Genomic DNA, 17008 nt, shown 5'->3' with positions numbered 1-17008 from the left:
GAAGGCCCCCGGGAGGCAGACCGGGGGCCTTCGCGCCTGCGCGCCCCTCACCCTCGGCACCCGCGTACGCCACGAAGTCCCTCGCCCGCCGGGCGGCGGACCGCCGCTGCTCGACCGGCGCGGTCGGTCTCCCGGGTGCCACCTCGTTCCGCGCGCGCCGCATCGAGCGCCGGGGCGGGGCCCCGAGTCCCCGCCTCGCGCCGGCTCGACGGGCGGCCCACCGGGCCCGCGGAGGAGCCGCTGGGGCGCCCGCACCGACAGGGCCGGCCGGCGAGGGAGGCCCCGGCCGCCCGGAGACCAGCGCACCGGCCCTGTGCCCCCCCGGCGCTGCGCTGGGGCGGCCGGCCACCCCCCTCGCCCGCCGCGTGGGCCGCCGGCCACCCCCCTCGCCCGCCACGCGGGCCGCCGGCCACCCCCCTCACCCGCCGCGCGGGCCGCTGGTCGTACCGGGACCACGAGGGTGTCGCGCGCCGATGTGCCGAGAAGCTCACCTTCCTCGTGAAAGCGCCGTCCCGAGCAAGCCGTGCGCAACGGACGAAAACCGCCGTGCAACGAACCTCCGGCCCACCGCGAGGAACGCAATGATCTTGCGGGCACGCGCAAGGTTGCTGCATTACACCGGCAACGCCCCTGCTCGTAGGCTGTCGCCTCGTACGTGGCGTGGCGGGGACCCCGCTCGGTGGGTCCCGGCTGTCGGGCGGGTCGCCGCCGGTCCCCGCTGCGCGAGACCGGCAGCGACGAAGGAGTCAGCGCGTGCTCGATCAAGGCGCACCCCCGCACAGCAGGAACCAGACCGCCCCGCCGTCCCCGGGCGTCGCTGCTCGCCTGATGCGCCGCAAGCCTGTGGAACGCCTGGTCGCGGAGGGTGGCCAGGGTGAGGGAGGGTCGCTGCGGCGCACCCTCGGGCTGTGGCAGCTCACCATGATCAGCATCGGTGCCACCCTCGGCACCGGCATCTTCGTGGTCCTCGGCGAGGCCGTCCCGAAGGCGGGCCCGGCCGTCACGCTCTCCTTCGTCATCGCCGGTCTGACGGCCCTGTTCTCGGCCCTGTCCTACGCCGAACTGGCCGGCACCATCCCGGTCTCCGGCTCCTCCTACTCGTATGCGTACGCAACGATGGGCGAGCTGATCGCCTGGGTCTGCGGCTGGTGCCTGGTCCTGGAGTACGGCGTGTCCGTCGCCGCCGTCGCGGTCGGCTGGGGCGAGTACCTCAACGAACTGCTCGACGGGACCATAGGCGTCACCATCCCCGCCGCCCTGTCCGCCCCGCCCGGTGACGGCGGCGTGTTCAACCTGCCCGCCCTGATCGTGGTCCTGCTCGCCATGGCGTTCCTGCTGGGCGGCGCCCGCGAGTCCGCCCGCGCCAACACGATCATGGTCGTGGTGAAGATCGGCGCGCTGGTGCTGTTCTGCGCCATCGGCGTCCAGGGCTTCCGCTCGGGCAACTACGAGAACTTCATGCCGCTCGGCATGGCCGGGGTCAGCGCCGCCGGGGCCACGCTGTTCTTCTCCTACATCGGCTTCGACGCCGCCTCCACCGCCGGCGAGGAGGCCAAGAACGCCCAGCGCGACCTGCCCCGCGCGATCATGCTCTCGCTCGTCATCGTCACCGCGCTGTACGTCCTCGTCGCCGCCGTCGCCGTCGGGGCCAAGCCCTGGCAGAACTTCACCGACTCCGAGGCCGCCCTCGCCCAGATCATGCGCGAGGTCACCGGGCAGACCTTCTGGGGCACGCTGCTGGCGTTCTGCGCCGTCATCGCCATCGCGAGCGTCGTGCTGACCGTGCTCTACGGCCAGACCCGCATCCTGTTCGCCATGTCCCGCGACGGCCTGGTGCCCAAGGTGTTCGCCAAGGTCAACCCCGGGACCGGCACGCCCCGCGCCAACACCCTGATCGTCTCCCTGTTCTGCGGTGTCCTGGCCGCCGCGATCCCGCTCGGGCAGCTCGCCGACGCCACCAGCATCGGCACCCTGTTCGCCTTCGCGCTGGTCAACGTGGCCGTCGTGGTGCTGCGCCGGACCAAGCCGGACCTGCCGCGCACCTTCCGCGTGCCGCTCTCGCCGGTCCTGCCCGCGCTGGGCTTCGCCTTCTGCGTGTGGATGATGGGCAGCCTGTCGACCGTCACCTGGGTGGTCTTCGGTGTCTGGATGGCCGCCGGGCTCGTGTTCTACTTCGTGTACGGCTACCGCCGTTCCCGACTGGCACCATCCGAGAAGTGAACGACCCACAGTGCTGAACGATCTCGACGAACGCATCGTGCACGCCCTCGCCGAGGACGCCCGCCGCTCCTACGCCGACATCGGCCAACTCGTCGGCCTGTCCGCGCCCGCCGTGAAACGGCGCGTGGACCGGCTGCGGGCCACCGGAGCCATCACCGGCTTCACCGTTCGCGTGGATCCGGGCGCCCTCGGCTGGGAGACCGAGGGGTTCGTCGAGATCTACTGCCGCGGCAACACCTCCCCGGAGACCATCCAGCGCGGCCTGGAGCGCTACCAGGAGGTCGTGGCCGCCTCCACCGTCACCGGGGACGCGGACGCGATCGCCCAGGTCTTCGCCTCCGACATGCGCCACTTCGAACGGGTCCTGGAGCGCATCGCCGGGGAGCCGTTCGTCGAGCGGACCAAGTCCGTGCTCGTGCTGTCGCCGCTGCTGCGGCGCTTCTCGTCGGGATCGCCCACGTAAACCGGGGGCCGATCCGCCGGCCGGCGCCTAGCATCGGTGTCATGACCTGGCGACATTGATCCACCCGCCGTGCCTCCCGGGGACCGCCCCGGCCGCCGTACCTCCGGCGTCCGATCGGTCCTTTCGGGAAGGCCTCATGACACTCTCACCCGCGCGCGTGCCCGCAACCGGCGTCCGGCGGCTGACGACCACGCTGTACGGCTACGCGTTCCTCGACGACTTCGTCCTGCTCTACCCGGTGTACGCGCTGCTGTTCGCCGACACCGGCCTGTCGCTCTGGCAGCTCTCCTCCCTGTTCGCCCTGTGGTCGGTCACCGGCGTGCTCCTCGAAGTGCCCTCCGGTGCCTGGGCCGACGCCGTCTCGCGCCGCCGGCTGCTGTGGATCGGCCCGCTGCTCACGGCCGCCGGCTTCGCGCTGTGGGTGACCGTCCCCTCGTACGGGGCCTTCGCGGTCGGTTTCGTCCTGTGGGGCGCCGGCGGCGCGCTCGGTTCCGGAGCGCTGGAGGCCCTCGTCCACGACGAGCTGGACCACCTCGGTGCCGCCGGCCGGTACGCGCGGGTCATGGGCCGGGCCCGGGCCGCGCGGCTGACGGGCACCGTGGCCTCCCTCGGCCTCGCGGGACCCGTCCTCGCCCACGGCGGGTACGCGGCCGTGGGTGCCGCCAGCGTCCTGGCCTGCGTCCTGACCGCCCTCACCGCGACCCGGCTCCCCGAGCACCGGAAGCGCCCGGAGGCCACCGGCGACAGCTGGGCGACGACCCTGCGGACCGGGCTCGCCCAGGTGCGCGGGGACCGTGCGGTGCGCGGCGCCCTGCTGCTGGTCCCGGCCGTCGCCGCGGTCTGGGGCGCGCTCGACGAGTACACCCCGCTGCTGGTCCGGGAGACCGGCGTCGCGGAGGCGACCGTGCCCTACCTGATCATGCTGATCTGGGCGGGTGCCACCGTCGGCAGCCTGCTGGCCGGGCCGGCCGAGCGCCTCGGCACGACCGGGTTGGCGGCCCTGCTCGCGGGCGCCGCCCTCGCCCTGGCCGCCGGCGGCGCGTCCCGCTCGCCGGCCGGCATCGCCCTGATGGGCCTCGCCTTCGCAGGGTTCCAGCTGGCGGAGGTGCTGGCCGACGCCCGCCTCCAGCACCGCATCGACGAGTCCCGCCGCGCCACCCTCACCTCGGTGGCGAGCCTGGGCACCGAGCTGGGCACGGTCGCCACGTTCGGCGCGTACGCGCTGCTCGGCACCGGCCTGGCGCACGGCACCGTCTTCGCGGTCCTCGCGCTGCCCTACCTGGTGACGGCCCTGGCGCTGCTCAGAGCTCGGGCTGCCAGGGCACGACCGTGAAGTCGCCCGTCCCCCCCGCGACCTTCTCGAAGGGGGCGGAGCTCACGCACTCGGGCAGCCCTTCCGTCTCGGCGGGGCTGCCCGTGGCGGCCCAGCTGTAGCCGAGCCGGTCGTGGCGGCCGAGGTCGTGGACGGTGACGCCGACCCGCTTGCCCTCGGCGCCCGGCAGGTCGGACTCCGTGACGACGCCCGAGACGACGGCGACCCTGCCGCCGGTCACCAGGCAGTCGACCGCGACCTCGGCCCGGGCTCCGTGGCCGTCCCTGTAGTGGCTGAACGCGAAGGTGCCGGTGGCCTTCGTCGGGTCGGCGTTGTCCCGCGCGGCCAGGTGCGCGTCGAAGGAGAAGGTGATGTCGTCCCCGGCCGAGCGGTACAGCTTCGCGGTGCCGGTCAGGGCCGCCGCCTCCCGCGGCCGGGGCGCGTCCGAGGCGGTCGCGGCCGATGCCGCCCCGGTGGTGAGCAGCAGTGCGGAGCCGAGCACGGCGATCTTCGTACGGCGCTTCATGGCGGTCCTTTCCGCGGGTGGTGTGGACAGCCCTCACTCTCCCGGCCCGGAGCGGGCGGGACATCGGGCCGGGGTGGGACCCGGGCTCCGCCGCGCGGCGGGGAGGACCGCACCGGACCGGTCTCCCGGGAGGAGCGGGGCTACGCCCGAAGTCGCGCAACGAATCGCCGCCCGCCCCGCAAAGCACGCAACGAACCGTTCACCGGCGCGCAACGGCTCCCGCTTGTCCGCCCTGGTCAGCCGCCCGTACCGTCTACGTGGCCCCTTCAACCGTCCCGTGGGCCCCCCAGCCACCCTTCGCCCGGTGAGGAACACGCATGCGCACCGCCCTGCTCCAGAGCTCCGGCCGCCCCGGCTCCACCGTCGAGAACCTCAAGGTCCTCGACGAGGCCGCGGGCCGGGCCGCCGCCGCGGGCGCCGGGCTGCTGCTCACGCCGGAGATGTTCCTGACCGGGTACGCGATCGGCGACGACGTCGGCCGGCTCGCCGAGCCCGCCGACGGCGACTGCGCCGACGCGATCGCCGAGATCGCCACGAGCCACGGCCTGGCGATCGCCTACGGCTACCCCGAGCGGTCCGGCGAGACGGTGTTCAACTCCGCCCAGCTGATCTCGGCCGACGGCACCCGCCTGGCGAACTACCGCAAGACCCACCTCTTCGGCTGCTTCGAACGCGACCACTTCACGCCGGGGGACCGGCAGGTCGTCCAGGCCGAGATCGACGGCGTGCGCGTCGGGATCCTCATCTGCTACGACGTGGAGTTCCCGGAGAACGTCCGCGCCCACGCCCTGGCCGGCACCGACCTGCTGGTCGTCCCGACCGCGCAGATGCACCCGTTCCAGTTCGTCGCCGAGTCGGTGGTCCCGGTGCGGGCCTTCGAGAGCCAGATGTACGTCGCGTACGTCAACCGGGTCGGCCGGGAGGGCGAGTTCGAGTTCGTGGGCCTGTCCACGCTGGCCGGGCCCGACGGCATCGCCCGCACCCGGGCCGGGCGGGGCGAGGACCTCGTCCTGGCCGACGTCGACCCGGCCTTCCTCGCCGCGTCGCGCGAGAACAACCCGTATCTGCGGGACCGGCGCCCCGGCCTGTACGGGTCGCTCGTCTGACACCCGTCCGACCCCCCTCACCCGCCTGTTCGTTCCTGTGCAAGGAGTCCGTACCCCATGACGTCCACCGTGCCCAACGCCGTCGAGCACGCAGACGCGCAGCAGCCGCCGATCACCATGTTCGGCCCGGACTTCCCCTACGCCTACGACGACTTCCTCGCCCACCCGGCGGGCCTCGGCCAGGTGCCCGCGACGGAGCACGGCACGGAGGTCGCGGTCATCGGCGGCGGCCTGTCCGGCATCGTCGCCGCGTACGAGCTGATGAAGATGGGCCTCAAGCCGGTCGTCTACGAGGCCGACCAGATCGGCGGGCGGCTGCGCACGGTCGGCTTCGAGGGCTGCGACGCGTCCCTCACCGCCGAGATGGGCGCGATGCGCTTCCCGCCGTCCTCCACGGCCCTGCAGCACTACATCGACCTCGTCGGCCTCAAGACGCGGCCGTTCCCCAACCCCCTCGCGGAGGCGACCCCGTCGACTGTCGTCGACCTCAAGGGCGAGTCGCACTACGCCGAGACGATCGAGGACCTGCCGCAGGTCTACCGGGACGTCGCCGAGGCCTGGGGCCGGTGCCTGGAGGAGGGCGCCGACTTCTCCGACATGAACCGGGCCCTGCGCGAGCGGGACGTCCCGCGCATCCGCGAGATCTGGTCCAAGCTCGTCGAGAAGCTCGACAACCAGACCTTCTACGGCTTCCTCTGCGACTCCGAGGCGTTCAAGTCCTTCCGCCACCGGGAGATCTTCGGCCAGGTCGGCTTCGGCACCGGCGGCTGGGACACCGACTTCCCGAACTCCATCCTGGAGATCCTGCGCGTCGTCTACACCGAGGCCGACGACCACCACCGCGGCATCGTCGGCGGCTCCCAGCAGCTGCCGCTGCGCCTGTGGGAGCGCGAGCCGCAGAAGATCGTCCACTGGCCCCAGGGCACCTCGCTGGCGAGCCTGCACGAGGGCCGCGAGCCCCGCCCGGCGGTGACCCGGCTGCACCGCACGGCCGGCAACCGCATCACGGTGACCGACGCGCGCGGCGACATCCGCACCTACCGGGCGGCGATCTTCACCGCCCAGTCCTGGATGCTGCTGTCGAAGATCGACTGCGACGACTCGCTCTTCCCGATCGACCACTGGACGGCCATCGAGCGCACCCACTACATGGAGAGCTCCAAGCTGTTCGTGCCGGTGGACCGCCCGTTCTGGCTGGACAAGGACGAGGAGACCGGCCGGGACGTCATGTCGATGACGCTCACCGACCGCATGACGCGCGGCACCTACCTGCTCGACGACGGCCCGGACAAGCCCGCCGTCATCTGCCTGTCCTACACCTGGTGCGACGACAGCCTGAAGTGGCTGCCGCTGTCCGCGAACGAGCGGATGGAGGTCATGCTGAAGTCGCTCGGCGAGATCTATCCCAAGGTCGACATCCGCAAGCACATCATCGGCAACCCGGTCACCGTGTCCTGGGAGAACGAGCCCTACTTCATGGGCGCGTTCAAGGCCAACCTGCCCGGCCACTACCGCTACCAGCGGCGCCTGTTCACGCACTTCATGCAGGACCGGCTGCCGGAGGACAAGCGCGGCATCTTCCTCGCCGGCGACGACATCTCATGGACGGCCGGCTGGGCCGAGGGCGCGGTCCAGACCGCCCTCAACGCGGTCTGGGGCGTCATGCACCACCTCGGCGGCACGACCGACCCGACCAACCCGGGCCCGGGCGACGTGTACGACGAGATCGCGCCCGTGGAACTGCCGGAGGACTAGCGCCGGGGCGGGGGTTGGGCCAGGGGCGTGAGCAGCATGCGCCCCGTGAGGCCCACCGCCGTGTCCAGGCGCTCGGTGAACTCCCCGGCGATGTCGGGGAGTCGCCGCAGTGCCCACAGGGCCCGGGCCGCCGTCCACGCCGCGTCCCGGGCCCGCTCCAGGCTCCAGGAGCCCAGCAGGTGCGTCAGCGGGTCGGCGATCTGCAACAGGTCGGGGCCCGGCATCAGATCTTCGCGGATGCGCTCCTCCAGCGACACGAGGAGATCGCCCACGGTGTCGAACTCGTCCTCCAGCTCGGCCGGAGCGCAGTCGAGGGTACGGCAGGTGTCCACGACGGCCAGCGCGAGATCGTGCCCGATGTGCGCGTTGATGCCCGCCAGCGCGAACTGCAGCGGGCGTACCCCGGGATGGCGGCGGAACTGGAACAGCGGCCGCCAGCAGGCCGGTGCCCGCCGGTCCTTCGCCGCCGCCGCGACGGCGTCCAGGTACCGCCGCGCGAACCGTACGTCCAGCGTGATCGCGGCGTGCGGATCGGCGAACCGCCCGGTGTCGACGTACCGGTCCACCGTCTGCGTGACGGTGAGGTAGACGCGGTTGAAGACCGCCACCCCGTCCCGCGGGTGCAGGGCCGCGTCCAGGGCGCGCATCCGGCGGATGACTCCGTCGACCGGTGTGTCCACGGCCGGGGGGACTTGTTCGCATCGCGGCATGCGGGCAGAGTCCCAGCTCTAGGCTGGCGGGAGTACCGGCGGGCCCGGCGCTTCCCCGAAACGGGGGAACACCGCCCGCCGCAGGGGGAGGGGGAGCAACGGCGTGGCAGGCTCGCGTGCGCAGCGCCTGGCCGCCCGCCGGGCCGCGCGCAGACGTGCCGCCCGGCGCGGCGCGATGGTCGCGGCGGCGGCCGTCGTGGTCGTGGCCGGGGTGGTCGCCGGGACGCTCTCCGCGTTCGACGGCGAGCGGCGCGGCTCCGACCAGGCGAGGACTCCCGCGGTGACCGCCTCCCCACGGCTGGCGCCCCTGCCCGCGGTGCCGTCCCCGTCCCCGTCCGCGGCCAGGTCCTCGGCTGACGCGTCCGCGACGGCGAGCCCTTCGCCCTCGCCGTCCCCGTCGAGGAGCAGGGCCGTGCGGCAGCAGCGCGGCGCCCCGGCCGCGGGCCGGCTCTACCGCCACCCCGACTCCCAGGTGCTCGACTGGGTCCGCACCCACTCCGGCGACCCCCGGCACGCGGTCATCGCCTCCCGCATCGCCGAGCGGCCGGCCGCGGTCTGGTTCGCCGAGTACGCGCCGCAGACCCTCACCGCCCGGGTCGCCGCCGTCACCTCGGGCGGCGCGGCCCGGGGCCGGGTGCCGGTCCTCGTGCCGTACGCGATCCCCGGCCGCGACTGCGGCGGCCACTCCCAGGGCGGGGCGCCCGACCTGGACGCCTACGACGCCTGGATCGACCGGTTCGCCGAGGGACTGGGCTCGGGCGAGGTCATCGTCGTCCTGGAGCCGGACTCCGTAGCCCAGGCCGAGTGCCTCTCCGCCGGTGCGCGTGCGGACCGCTTCGCCTCCCTGGCCCGGGCCGGACGCGTCCTGAAGGCCGCCAACCCCCGGGCCCGCGTCTACTTCGACGCGGGACACTCGGGCTGGAACGCGCCCGGCAAGCAGGCCGCCTGGCTGCGGCAGGCCGGTGCCGCCGAGCCCGGGTCATCGGACGGGATCTTCAGCAACGTCTCCAACTTCCACACCACCGCCGACGAGATCGCCTACGACCGGCGGGTCCTGGACGCGCTCGGCGGCCCGGCGGACCTCGGGGCCGTCATCGACACCAGCCGCAACGGCAACGGCGCCCCCGCCGACGGAGAGTGGTGCGACCCCGCCGGCCGCAAGCTCGGCCGCCCCCCGACCCTGACCACCGGCGAGCCCCGGATCGACGCCTACCTGTGGGTCAAGCTGCCGGGGGAGTCGGACGGCTGCCGGGGCAGGCCCGGGACGTTCACCGCGTCCTACGCCTACGACTTGGCGTCGTCGTAGGAGGAGGTGCCCTCGTCCAGCAGCGGCGTCTGCGTCTTCAGATGGGCCGGGGCGAAGGCCCGCAGCGCGTGGTAGCCGGTGATGACGACCACCGTGCCGAGCGCGATGCCGCTCAGCGAGAAGGTGTCCGTGAACTCCATGGAGACGTTGCCGACGCCGATGATGATGCCCGCGGCCGCCGGGACCAGGTTCAGCGGATTGCGCAGGTCCACCTCCGCGTTGATCCAGATCTGCGCGCCGAGCAGGCCGATCATCCCGTACAGGATGACGGTGATGCCGCCGAGCACCCCGCCGGGGATCGCCGCGACGACCGCGCCGAACTTGGGGCACAGGCCGAAGAGCAGGGCGAAACCGGCGGCGGCCCAGTAGGCGGCCGTGGAGTAGACGCGGGTCGCGGCCATCACGCCGATGTTCTCGGAGTACGTGGTGTTGGGCGGGCCGCCGACCGCGGTGGACAGCATCGAGCCGACGCCGTCGGCCGCGATGGCCGTGCCGAGCCTGTCGTCCAGCGGGTCACCGGTCATCTCACCGACCGCCTTCACGTGCCCGGCGTTCTCCGCGACCAGCGCGATGACGACCGGCAGCGCGACCAGAACCGCCGACCACTCGAACGACGGGCCGTGCAGCGTCGGCAGTCCGATCCAGTCGGCCTGGCCCACGCCGGAGAGGTCCAGCCGCCAGTGGTCGGTGACCTTGCCGCTGCCGTCCGCCGAGTGGATCTTGCCGAAGACCAGGTCGAAGACCCAGGAGACGCCGTAGCCGAAGACCAGCCCCAGGAAGATCGCGATCCGGGACCAGAAACCGCGCAGGCAGACGACCGCCAGTCCGGTGAACAGCATCACCAGCAGGGCCGTCCACTGGTCCTGCGGCCAGTACGTCGCGGCCGTCACCGGTGCCAGGTTGAAGCCGATCAGCATCACCACCGCGCCGGTGACGATCGGCGGCATCGCGGCGTGGATGATCCGCGCCCCGAACCGCCGCACGGCGAGCCCCACCAGGAACAGCGCGGCACCGACGACGAAGACCGCGCCGGTGACCGTGGCGCTGCTGCCGCCCTGCGCGCGGATCACCGCCGCCACACCGACGAAGGAGAGCGAACAGCCCAGGTAGCTGGGCACCCGGCCGCGCGTGGCCAGCAGGAACACCACGGTCGCGACGCCCGACATCATGATCGCCAGGTTGGGGTCCAGGCCCATCAGGACCGGCGCCACGAAGGACGCCCCGAACATGGCCACCACGTGCTGGGCGCCGAGCCCGGCCGTACGGGGCCAGGAGAGCCGCTCGTCGGGCCGGACCACCGCTCCGGGGGCCGGGACGCGTCCGTCGCCGTGCAGTTTCCAGCGGACGCCGAGATCCATGGGGGTGTCGCTTTCGTCGTGCGGGCAGCTGAGTCCGGACCATTCTCCGGGCTGACGGGTGATGCTCCGTACACCTGGGCGGACGCTTAGGATCGGCGGTCGCTGTAGAGCCCACCGATCCGTACGCCCAGGAGCCCCGCCCGTGACCGCCGAAGCCCTCCCCGCCCCCGCCCCGTCCCACGGCCGGCTGGTCCCCGTCACCGTCCACTTCGACGACCTGGACGCCCTCGGCCTGCTGCACAACGCCCGCTATCCGCTCATGGTGGAGCGGGCCTGGGCCGAGCTGTGGCAGGAGCGGGGCATCCGCTTCGAGGGCGACTGGGCGGCCGCGGGCGACGCCTGCAACGCGGTGAAGGAGCTGACGATCACCTACGAGGCGCCGGTGACCCGGCCGGGCCCGTACGCCGTCCACCTCTGGCTGGAGCGGCTCGGCACGACCGGGCTCACGTACGGCTTCCGCTTCTGCTCGGCGGACGGCGCGACTACCCACGCCCACGGGACGCGGGTGCTGGTCCGGCTCGACGCCGCCACGCTGCGCCCCGCCCCCTGGAGCGAGGAGTTCAGGGCCGCGGGTCGGGAACTGCTGCGTCCGGCCCGCTGATCTTCACCCGGTCGCCGGGGCGCAGCACCCGGGCGAAGGCGACCAGACCGCCGGAGAGCAGCGTCACCAGGCAGAACGAGACCATCAGGCTGGTCGCCTGGGCCAGCATGCCGATCGCGCTCGGCGCGATCAGGCCCGAGGTGTAGGTGATGGTCGCGACGCCGGCGATGGCCAGGCTCGGGTTGGAGCCGCTGCGGCCCGCCGCCGCGAAGCACAGCGGCACGACGACGGCGATGCCCAGCCCCATCAGCGCGAACCCGGCCATCGCCACCGCCGGGTGCTCGGCGAGGACGATCAGCAGCCCGCCGAGGACGGCGAACACCCCGCTCGCCCGCACGGTCCGCACCGCGCCGAAGCGGTCCACGACCTTGTCGCCCGCGATCCGGGCGACGGCCATGGTGAGGGTGAAGCCCGTCGTGCAGGCGGCCGCGAGACCGGCCGAGGTCTCCAGCTGTTCGCGCAGGTAGACCGCCGACCAGTCCAGGCTCGCCCCTTCCGCGAACACCGCACAGAACCCGATCGCGCCGATGAGCAGCGCCGAGCGGGGCGGCAGCGCGAACCGCGGCGGCGGCTCCTCGTCCTGCGCGGGCTGCAGGTCGAGCACCCACTGGCAGCACAGCACGCCGACGACGGTGAGCACCGCCGCGGCCAGGGCGTGGTGCAGCCGGGCGTCCGAGCCCAGGTGGGCGGCGAGCGTACCGGCCGCCGAGCCGATCAGGGCACCCGCGCTCCACATGCCGTGCAGTCCGGACATGATCGACCGGTCGAGCCGGTTCTCGACCTCGACGCCGAGCGCGTTCATCGCCACGTCCGCCATGCCCGCCGTCGCGCCGTACACGAACAGGGCCAGGCAGAGCGTGAGCAGGTTCGGCGCGAGGGACGGCAGCACCAGCGACAGGGTCCACAGGGCGATCAGCCCGCGCAGCGCGTTGCGGGCGCCGAAACGGTGGCTGACACTGCCGGCGAGCGGCATCGCGACGGACGCGCCGAGGGCGGGGAAGGCCAGGGCGATGCCCAGCTGGCCGGCGCTCACGCCCGCGTGGTCCTGGATCCACGGCACCCGGGTGGCGAACGAGCCGGTCACGGCGCCGTGCACCGCGAAGACGGCGGCCACGGCGTACCGCGACCGCTTCACCTCGCGCTGTGCGTCGACCACGTTTCCCATGGTGCGGTCCCCCTCCTGCTCGCTCACGTGCACCCGGTCGTGCCGCCGTAAACTATCAGGAACCCTGCCTGATAATAAGAGGGTCTCCCGTCGGGCCCGGGAAGCAGGGCCTGGCGATCTGGAAGGATCCCGGCATGCCCGCATCCCCGCGCACCGCCCGGGCCATCAACGACCGGCTCGCCCTGCGTCTGCTCCAGCAGGAGGGCCCGCTGACGGCAGGGCAGTTGAAGCAGCTGACCGGCCTGTCCCGGCCGACCGTCGCCGACCTCATCGAACGCCTCACCGACGCCGGCCTGATCACGGTCGTCGGCGAGGCGGGGGAGCAGCGCCGCGGACCCAACGCCAAGGTGTACGGCATCGTCGCCGACCGGGCGCACCTCGCCGCGCTGGACGTCCGCACCGAGGGCGTGGCCGTGGCCGTCGCCGACCTGGTGGGGCGGGTGCTGGCCGAGGCGTCGGTGCCGATCGGCGGGGACACGGGCACGGGACCCGCCGTGGAGCAGGCCGTCGCGCTGGTCGAACGCGCGGTCAAGGAAGCCGGGGCGGACCGGCTGCACACCGTCGGCATCGGGGCGCCCGGGCTGATCGACCCGGCCAGCGGCGAACTGCGCGACTCCTCCGGGCTGCCCGAGTGGCACCGGCGGCTGGTCGCCGCCCTCCAGGAGCGGCTGCCCGAGGCGCGGGTGCGCGTGGAGAACGAGACGAACCTCGCGGCCCTGGCCGAGCAGCGCGACGGCGCCGCCCGGGACCGCGACACCTTCGTCCTGCTGTGGCTGGGGCACGGCACGGGAGCGGCGGTGGTCCTCGACGGGGCGCTGCGCCGCGGTGCCTCCGGCGGCACCGGCGAGATCGGCTTCCTGCCCGTCCCGGGCACCACCGCCCTGCCGACCGCCACCGACTGCGAGGGCGGCTTCCACTCGCTGGCCTCGGCGGCGGCGGTGGTGGACCTGGCCGCGCGGTGCGCGGTGCCGGTGGCGGCGGGCCGGGATCCGTCGGCGGCCGGGGCGCTGCGGGCCGCGGTCGGGCTGGTCCGGGAGGCGGCGGCCCAGGGGGCCGTGCCCTCCCGCGCCCCCGCGCCCGAGGCCCGCTTCCTGGACGCCCTCGCCGACCGACTGGCCGTCGGGGTCGCCGCGGTCGTCGCGATCCTCGACCCCGGGTGCGTGGTGCTCGGCGGCGAGGTCGGGCAGGCCGGGGGCGCGGAACTCGCCGCACGGGTGCGGGAGCGCCTGGCCCGCATGACCCCGCTGGCCACCGAGGTGCGGGCCACCGGCCTGGGCGGTGGCGCGGTCCTGCGCGGTGCGCTGCTGACGGCCCGGGACCGCGCGCAGGACGAACTGTTCACGCCGGGTGAGACCGCGCGGCGCTGGTAGCGCCCGGGGCGGGGGAGGGCGTCGCGTCTGGGAGGCCCGACGGCGGGCAAGGGCCGTCGTCACCGCCGCCGGGCCGGTCCGTGGGGGTGGGGGGTGCCGACCCTGGCGTCGACCCTAGAAAGGACTAGACCACAGCGTCAATAGGTTCGTACCAAGCCGAGTCCCCGGCCGGGTGGGGGCGTTGGCCGCGCCGTCGCGCTGGGGAAGGAACGCGCCACGTTCTGTGAGGCACCCCACACCGTTCGCCCGTCTGGACCCCCGTCGGGCGTGGCACACTGGCCGTGTATCAACAGCAGCGCACTCCGGGGTCGGTGAAAGTCCGAACCGGCGGTTACAGTCCGCGACCCGGTCGCCTCCAGCGACCGGTTGACCAGGTGAAATTCCTGGACCGACGGTTAAAGTCCGGATGGGAGGCAGTGCGCGGCGAGCGGGCATCCGTGCGCGCCGCCCGAGAGGTCCGTCCCCAGGGCGGACTCCATCCGGCGTCGCCCCCGGTGTTCCTGCTCGTACCTCTGTCGTCTTCGACAGCCCCGGAGTCCGTGCCCGAAGAGGCAGGAGGACCCGGGAAGTGTTCACCGGAATCGTCGAAGAGCTGGGCGAGGTCACCGCCGTCGAGACCCTCGACGACGCCTGTCGCTTCCGCCTGCGCGGTCCCGTCGTCACCCAGGGCGCGAAACACGGAGACTCCATCGCCGTGAACGGCGTCTGCCTCACGGTGGTCGACCACGAGGCCGACGAGTTCACCGCCGACGTCATGGCGGAGACCCTGAACCGCTCCAGCCTCGGCGCCCTGCGGGCCGGGTCCCGCGTCAACCTCGAACGCCCCATGGCCGTCGGCGACCGCCTCGGCGGGCACATCGTCCAGGGCCACGTCGACGGCACCGGCGAGATCCTGGAGCGCGAGGCCTCGGAGAACTGGGAGATCGTGAAGATCTCCCTGCCCGCGGACCTCACCCGGTACGTGGTCGAGAAGGGCTCCATCACCGTCGACGGCGTCAGCCTCACCGTCGTCGACGCCGGCCCCGGCCACTTCACGGTCAGCCTCATCCCCACCACCCTCGACCTGACCACGCTCGGCCACAAGCGGCCCGGCGACCCGGTCAACCTCGAAGTGGACGTCATCGCCAAGTACGTCGAGCGCATGCTGGGCGACCGCGCGCAGGGGGCGACCCGGTGAACACGCTGAACTCCGAGGCCTTCACCCTCTTCGGCCAGCACATCAAGTGGGCCGACATGGTCGGCAACCTCTTCGGCCTCGCCGCCCTCGCCCTCGGCTGGCGGCGCTCCATCTGGACCTGGCCCGTGCAGTTCCTGGCCGGCCTCATCCTCTTCGGCGCCTTCTTCGGCCACCTCACCGGCAGCGCGGGCAAGCAGGCGGTCGTCATGGTCGTCGCCCTCTACGGCTGGTGGCAGTGGCAGCGCGGCACGGGCCGGGGCGAGGACGGCCACATCGCCGTCCGGTTCGCCACCTGGCGCGAACGCGCCGCGATGGCCGCCGCGGCCGCCGCCGGCACGGTCGCGGTGGCCCTGCTGTTCACGGCCTACCCGAAGCTGTCCTGGGACCCCTGGCCGGACGCCTACATCTTCGTCGGCACGGTCGTCGCCATGTACGCCCAGGCCCGCGGCATGGTCGAGTTCTGGTTCGCCTGGCTGCTCGTCGACCTCGTCGGCGTGCCCCTCAACTTCGCCAACGGCTACGCCTTCTCCGGCTTCGTCTACGTCATCTACGGCGCGCTCGTCCTGTGGGGCCTGCGCGACTGGTGGCTGCGCTCGCGCAAGGCCGCGCGGCCCACCCTGGAAGGAGCGCCGGCATGAGCACGGCACCGATCCTGTACAGCGCCGACGGCGAGTTCGAGGACCTCGCGCTCGACCCCGTCGAACAGGCCGTCGCCGACATCGCCGCCGGCCGCCCCGTCGTGGTCGTCGACGACGAGGACCGGGAGAACGAGGGCGACCTCGTCATCGCCGCCGAGAAGGCCACCCCCGAGATCGTCGCCTTCATGATGAGCGAGTGCCGCGGCCTGATCTGCGCCCCCATGGAGGGCGACGAACTCGACCGGCTCCAGCTCCCGCAGATGGTCGACGACAACACCGAGTCGATGAAGACCGCCTTCACGGTCTCCGTCGACGCCTCCGCCGCCCACGGCGTGAGCACCGGCATCTCCGCCGCCGACCGCGCCACCACCCTGCGGCTGCTCGCCGACGGCGTGTCCGGGCCCGGCGACTTCGTGCGCCCCGGCCACATCTTCCCGCTGCGCGCCCGGCCCGGCGGCGTGCTCACCCGCGACGGCCACACCGAGGCGGCCGTCGACCTCGCCCGCCTCGCGGGCCTGCGCCCGGCCGGCGCGATCGTCGAGATCGCCGGCGAGGACGGCCGCATGCTGCGCCTGCCCGAGCTGGTGCCCTTCGCCCGCAAGCACGGCCTGACGATCATCTCCATCGAGGACCTGATCGCCTACCGCCGCAGCAGCGAACCGACCGTCCGCCGCGAGGCCACGACACAACTGCCCACCGCCCACGGCACGTTCACCGCCCACGGCTACCGCTCCACCGTCGACGGCGTCGAGCACGTCGCCCTGGTGCACGGCGAGATCGGCGACGGCCAGGACGTCCTGGTCCGCGTCCACTCCGAATGCCTCACCGGCGACGTCTTCGGCTCCGCCCGCTGCGACTGCGGCCCCCAGCTGGACGCCTCCCTGGCCCGCATCCAGTCCGAGGGCCGGGGCGTGGTGGTCTACCTGCGCGGACACGAGGGCCGCGGCATCGGCCTGATGTCCAAGCTGCGCGCCTACGAACTGCAGGAACGCGGCCGCGACACCCTCGACGCCAACCTCGAACTCGGCCTGCCCGCCGACGCGAGGGACTACGGCGCGGGCGCGCAGATCCTCGCCGACCTCGGCGTGCGCAGCGTCCGGCTGCTGACCAACAACCCCGACAAGACCGACGCCCTCACCCGGCACGGCATCGTCGTCAAGGCGCGCGTGCCGATGCCGGTCAGCGCCGGCGAGCACAACCTCCGCTACCTGCGCACCAAGCGGGACCGGATGGGCCACGACCTGCCCTGGCTGGACACGACCACCGTGCCGGCCTGCGGCAACCAGTAACAGAGCACGAGA

The 17008-nt window shown here is 73.3% G+C and carries 15 protein-coding genes and 1 riboswitch; of the genes, 11 read left to right on the top strand and 4 right to left on the bottom strand.

What is annotated here, in order from left to right:
• Positions 1 to 753 precede the first annotated feature (753 nt).
• The 3 genes from AC07DA_RS32035 to AC07DA_RS32025 all read left to right on the top strand — a co-directional run bounded on the left by AC07DA_RS32035 (position 754) and on the right by AC07DA_RS32025 (position 4016).
• Positions 754 to 2220, top strand: coding sequence for an amino acid permease (locus AC07DA_RS32035; RefSeq protein ID WP_479131723.1), 1467 nt, complete (start codon positions 754 to 756; stop codon positions 2218 to 2220).
• Between the two features lie 10 nt (positions 2221 to 2230).
• A complete protein-coding gene (locus AC07DA_RS32030) occupies positions 2231 to 2683 on the top strand; it encodes an Lrp/AsnC family transcriptional regulator (RefSeq protein ID WP_053668336.1) in 453 nt (150 codons plus the stop codon).
• A 136-nt stretch (positions 2684 to 2819) separates the two neighbouring features.
• On the top strand, positions 2820 to 4016 hold the full coding sequence (locus AC07DA_RS32025) for an MFS transporter (protein WP_479131722.1): 1197 nt from the start codon (positions 2820 to 2822) through the stop codon (positions 4014 to 4016).
• Here the strand turns inward: AC07DA_RS32025 and AC07DA_RS32020 are convergent.
• Positions 3985 to 4521: a Repetin gene (locus tag AC07DA_RS32020; protein ID WP_479131721.1), complete on the bottom strand. Its 537-nt coding sequence runs from the start codon at positions 4519 to 4521 to the stop codon at positions 3985 to 3987. The genes AC07DA_RS32025 and AC07DA_RS32020 overlap by 32 nt on opposite strands.
• 317 nt (positions 4522 to 4838) lie before the next feature.
• Here AC07DA_RS32020 and AC07DA_RS32015 point away from each other — a divergent pair, with 317 nt between their 5' ends.
• Positions 4839 to 5627, top strand: coding sequence for a carbon-nitrogen hydrolase family protein (locus AC07DA_RS32015; protein ID WP_479131720.1), 789 nt, complete (start codon positions 4839 to 4841; stop codon positions 5625 to 5627).
• 57 nt (positions 5628 to 5684) lie between these two features.
• Positions 5685 to 7382, top strand: coding sequence for a flavin monoamine oxidase family protein (locus AC07DA_RS32010; protein ID WP_479131719.1), 1698 nt, complete (start codon positions 5685 to 5687; stop codon positions 7380 to 7382).
• Here AC07DA_RS32010 and AC07DA_RS32005 read toward each other — a convergent pair.
• Positions 7379 to 8092 (bottom strand): DUF5995 family protein, encoded by a 714-nt coding sequence (locus AC07DA_RS32005; protein ID WP_479131718.1) that lies wholly within the window; start codon positions 8090 to 8092, stop codon positions 7379 to 7381. The two genes, AC07DA_RS32010 and AC07DA_RS32005, sit on opposite strands and share 4 nt — an antisense overlap.
• Before the next feature lie 175 nt (positions 8093 to 8267).
• Between AC07DA_RS32005 and AC07DA_RS32000 the strand changes: the two genes are divergently transcribed.
• On the top strand, positions 8268 to 9398 hold the full coding sequence (locus AC07DA_RS32000) for a glycoside hydrolase family 6 protein (RefSeq protein WP_479131748.1): 1131 nt from the start codon (positions 8268 to 8270) through the stop codon (positions 9396 to 9398).
• Here the strand turns inward: AC07DA_RS32000 and AC07DA_RS31995 are convergent.
• Positions 9377 to 10756: a uracil-xanthine permease family protein gene (locus AC07DA_RS31995; protein ID WP_479131717.1), complete on the bottom strand. Its 1380-nt coding sequence runs from the start codon at positions 10754 to 10756 to the stop codon at positions 9377 to 9379. The two genes, AC07DA_RS32000 and AC07DA_RS31995, sit on opposite strands and share 22 nt — an antisense overlap.
• Positions 10757 to 10898: 142 nt before the next feature.
• Between AC07DA_RS31995 and AC07DA_RS31990 the strand changes: the two genes are divergently transcribed.
• Positions 10899 to 11357 carry an acyl-CoA thioesterase gene (locus AC07DA_RS31990; protein WP_479131716.1) on the top strand — a complete coding sequence of 153 codons (459 nt, stop codon included), beginning with the start codon at positions 10899 to 10901 and terminating at the stop codon, positions 11355 to 11357.
• Here the strand turns inward: AC07DA_RS31990 and AC07DA_RS31985 are convergent.
• Positions 11317 to 12522, bottom strand: a complete 1206-nt coding sequence (locus AC07DA_RS31985; RefSeq protein ID WP_479131747.1) for an MFS transporter — start codon at positions 12520 to 12522, stop codon at positions 11317 to 11319. The genes AC07DA_RS31990 and AC07DA_RS31985 overlap by 41 nt on opposite strands.
• A gap of 134 nt (positions 12523 to 12656) precedes the next feature.
• Between AC07DA_RS31985 and AC07DA_RS31980 the strand changes: the two genes are divergently transcribed.
• The 4 genes from AC07DA_RS31980 (at position 12657) to AC07DA_RS31965 (ending at position 16996) form a co-directional block, all read left to right on the top strand.
• Positions 12657 to 13892 (top strand): ROK family transcriptional regulator, encoded by a 1236-nt coding sequence (locus AC07DA_RS31980; protein WP_479131715.1) that lies wholly within the window; start codon positions 12657 to 12659, stop codon positions 13890 to 13892.
• 293 nt (positions 13893 to 14185) lie between these two features.
• Positions 14186 to 14316, top strand: a riboswitch (FMN riboswitch).
• A 144-nt stretch (positions 14317 to 14460) separates the two neighbouring features.
• Positions 14461 to 15069: a riboflavin synthase gene (locus AC07DA_RS31975; RefSeq protein WP_479131714.1), complete on the top strand. Its 609-nt coding sequence runs from the start codon at positions 14461 to 14463 to the stop codon at positions 15067 to 15069.
• Positions 15066 to 15707 (top strand): nicotinamide mononucleotide transporter family protein, encoded by a 642-nt coding sequence (locus AC07DA_RS31970; RefSeq protein WP_479131713.1) that lies wholly within the window; start codon positions 15066 to 15068, stop codon positions 15705 to 15707. The genes AC07DA_RS31975 and AC07DA_RS31970 overlap by 4 nt, the downstream gene beginning before the upstream one ends.
• Complete coding sequence (locus tag AC07DA_RS31965; protein ID WP_479131712.1) at positions 15704 to 16996, top strand: bifunctional 3,4-dihydroxy-2-butanone-4-phosphate synthase/GTP cyclohydrolase II; 1293 nt, start codon at positions 15704 to 15706, stop codon at positions 16994 to 16996. Before AC07DA_RS31970 ends, AC07DA_RS31965 begins: the two co-directional genes overlap by 4 nt.
• Positions 16997 to 17008: the final 12 nt, after the last annotated feature.

The sequence above is a fragment of the Streptomyces sp. NPDC044921 genome (genome assembly GCF_056432865.1).
The sequence above is the reverse complement of the archived record's forward strand: the minus strand, read 5'-3'. Positions and strand labels throughout refer to the sequence as shown.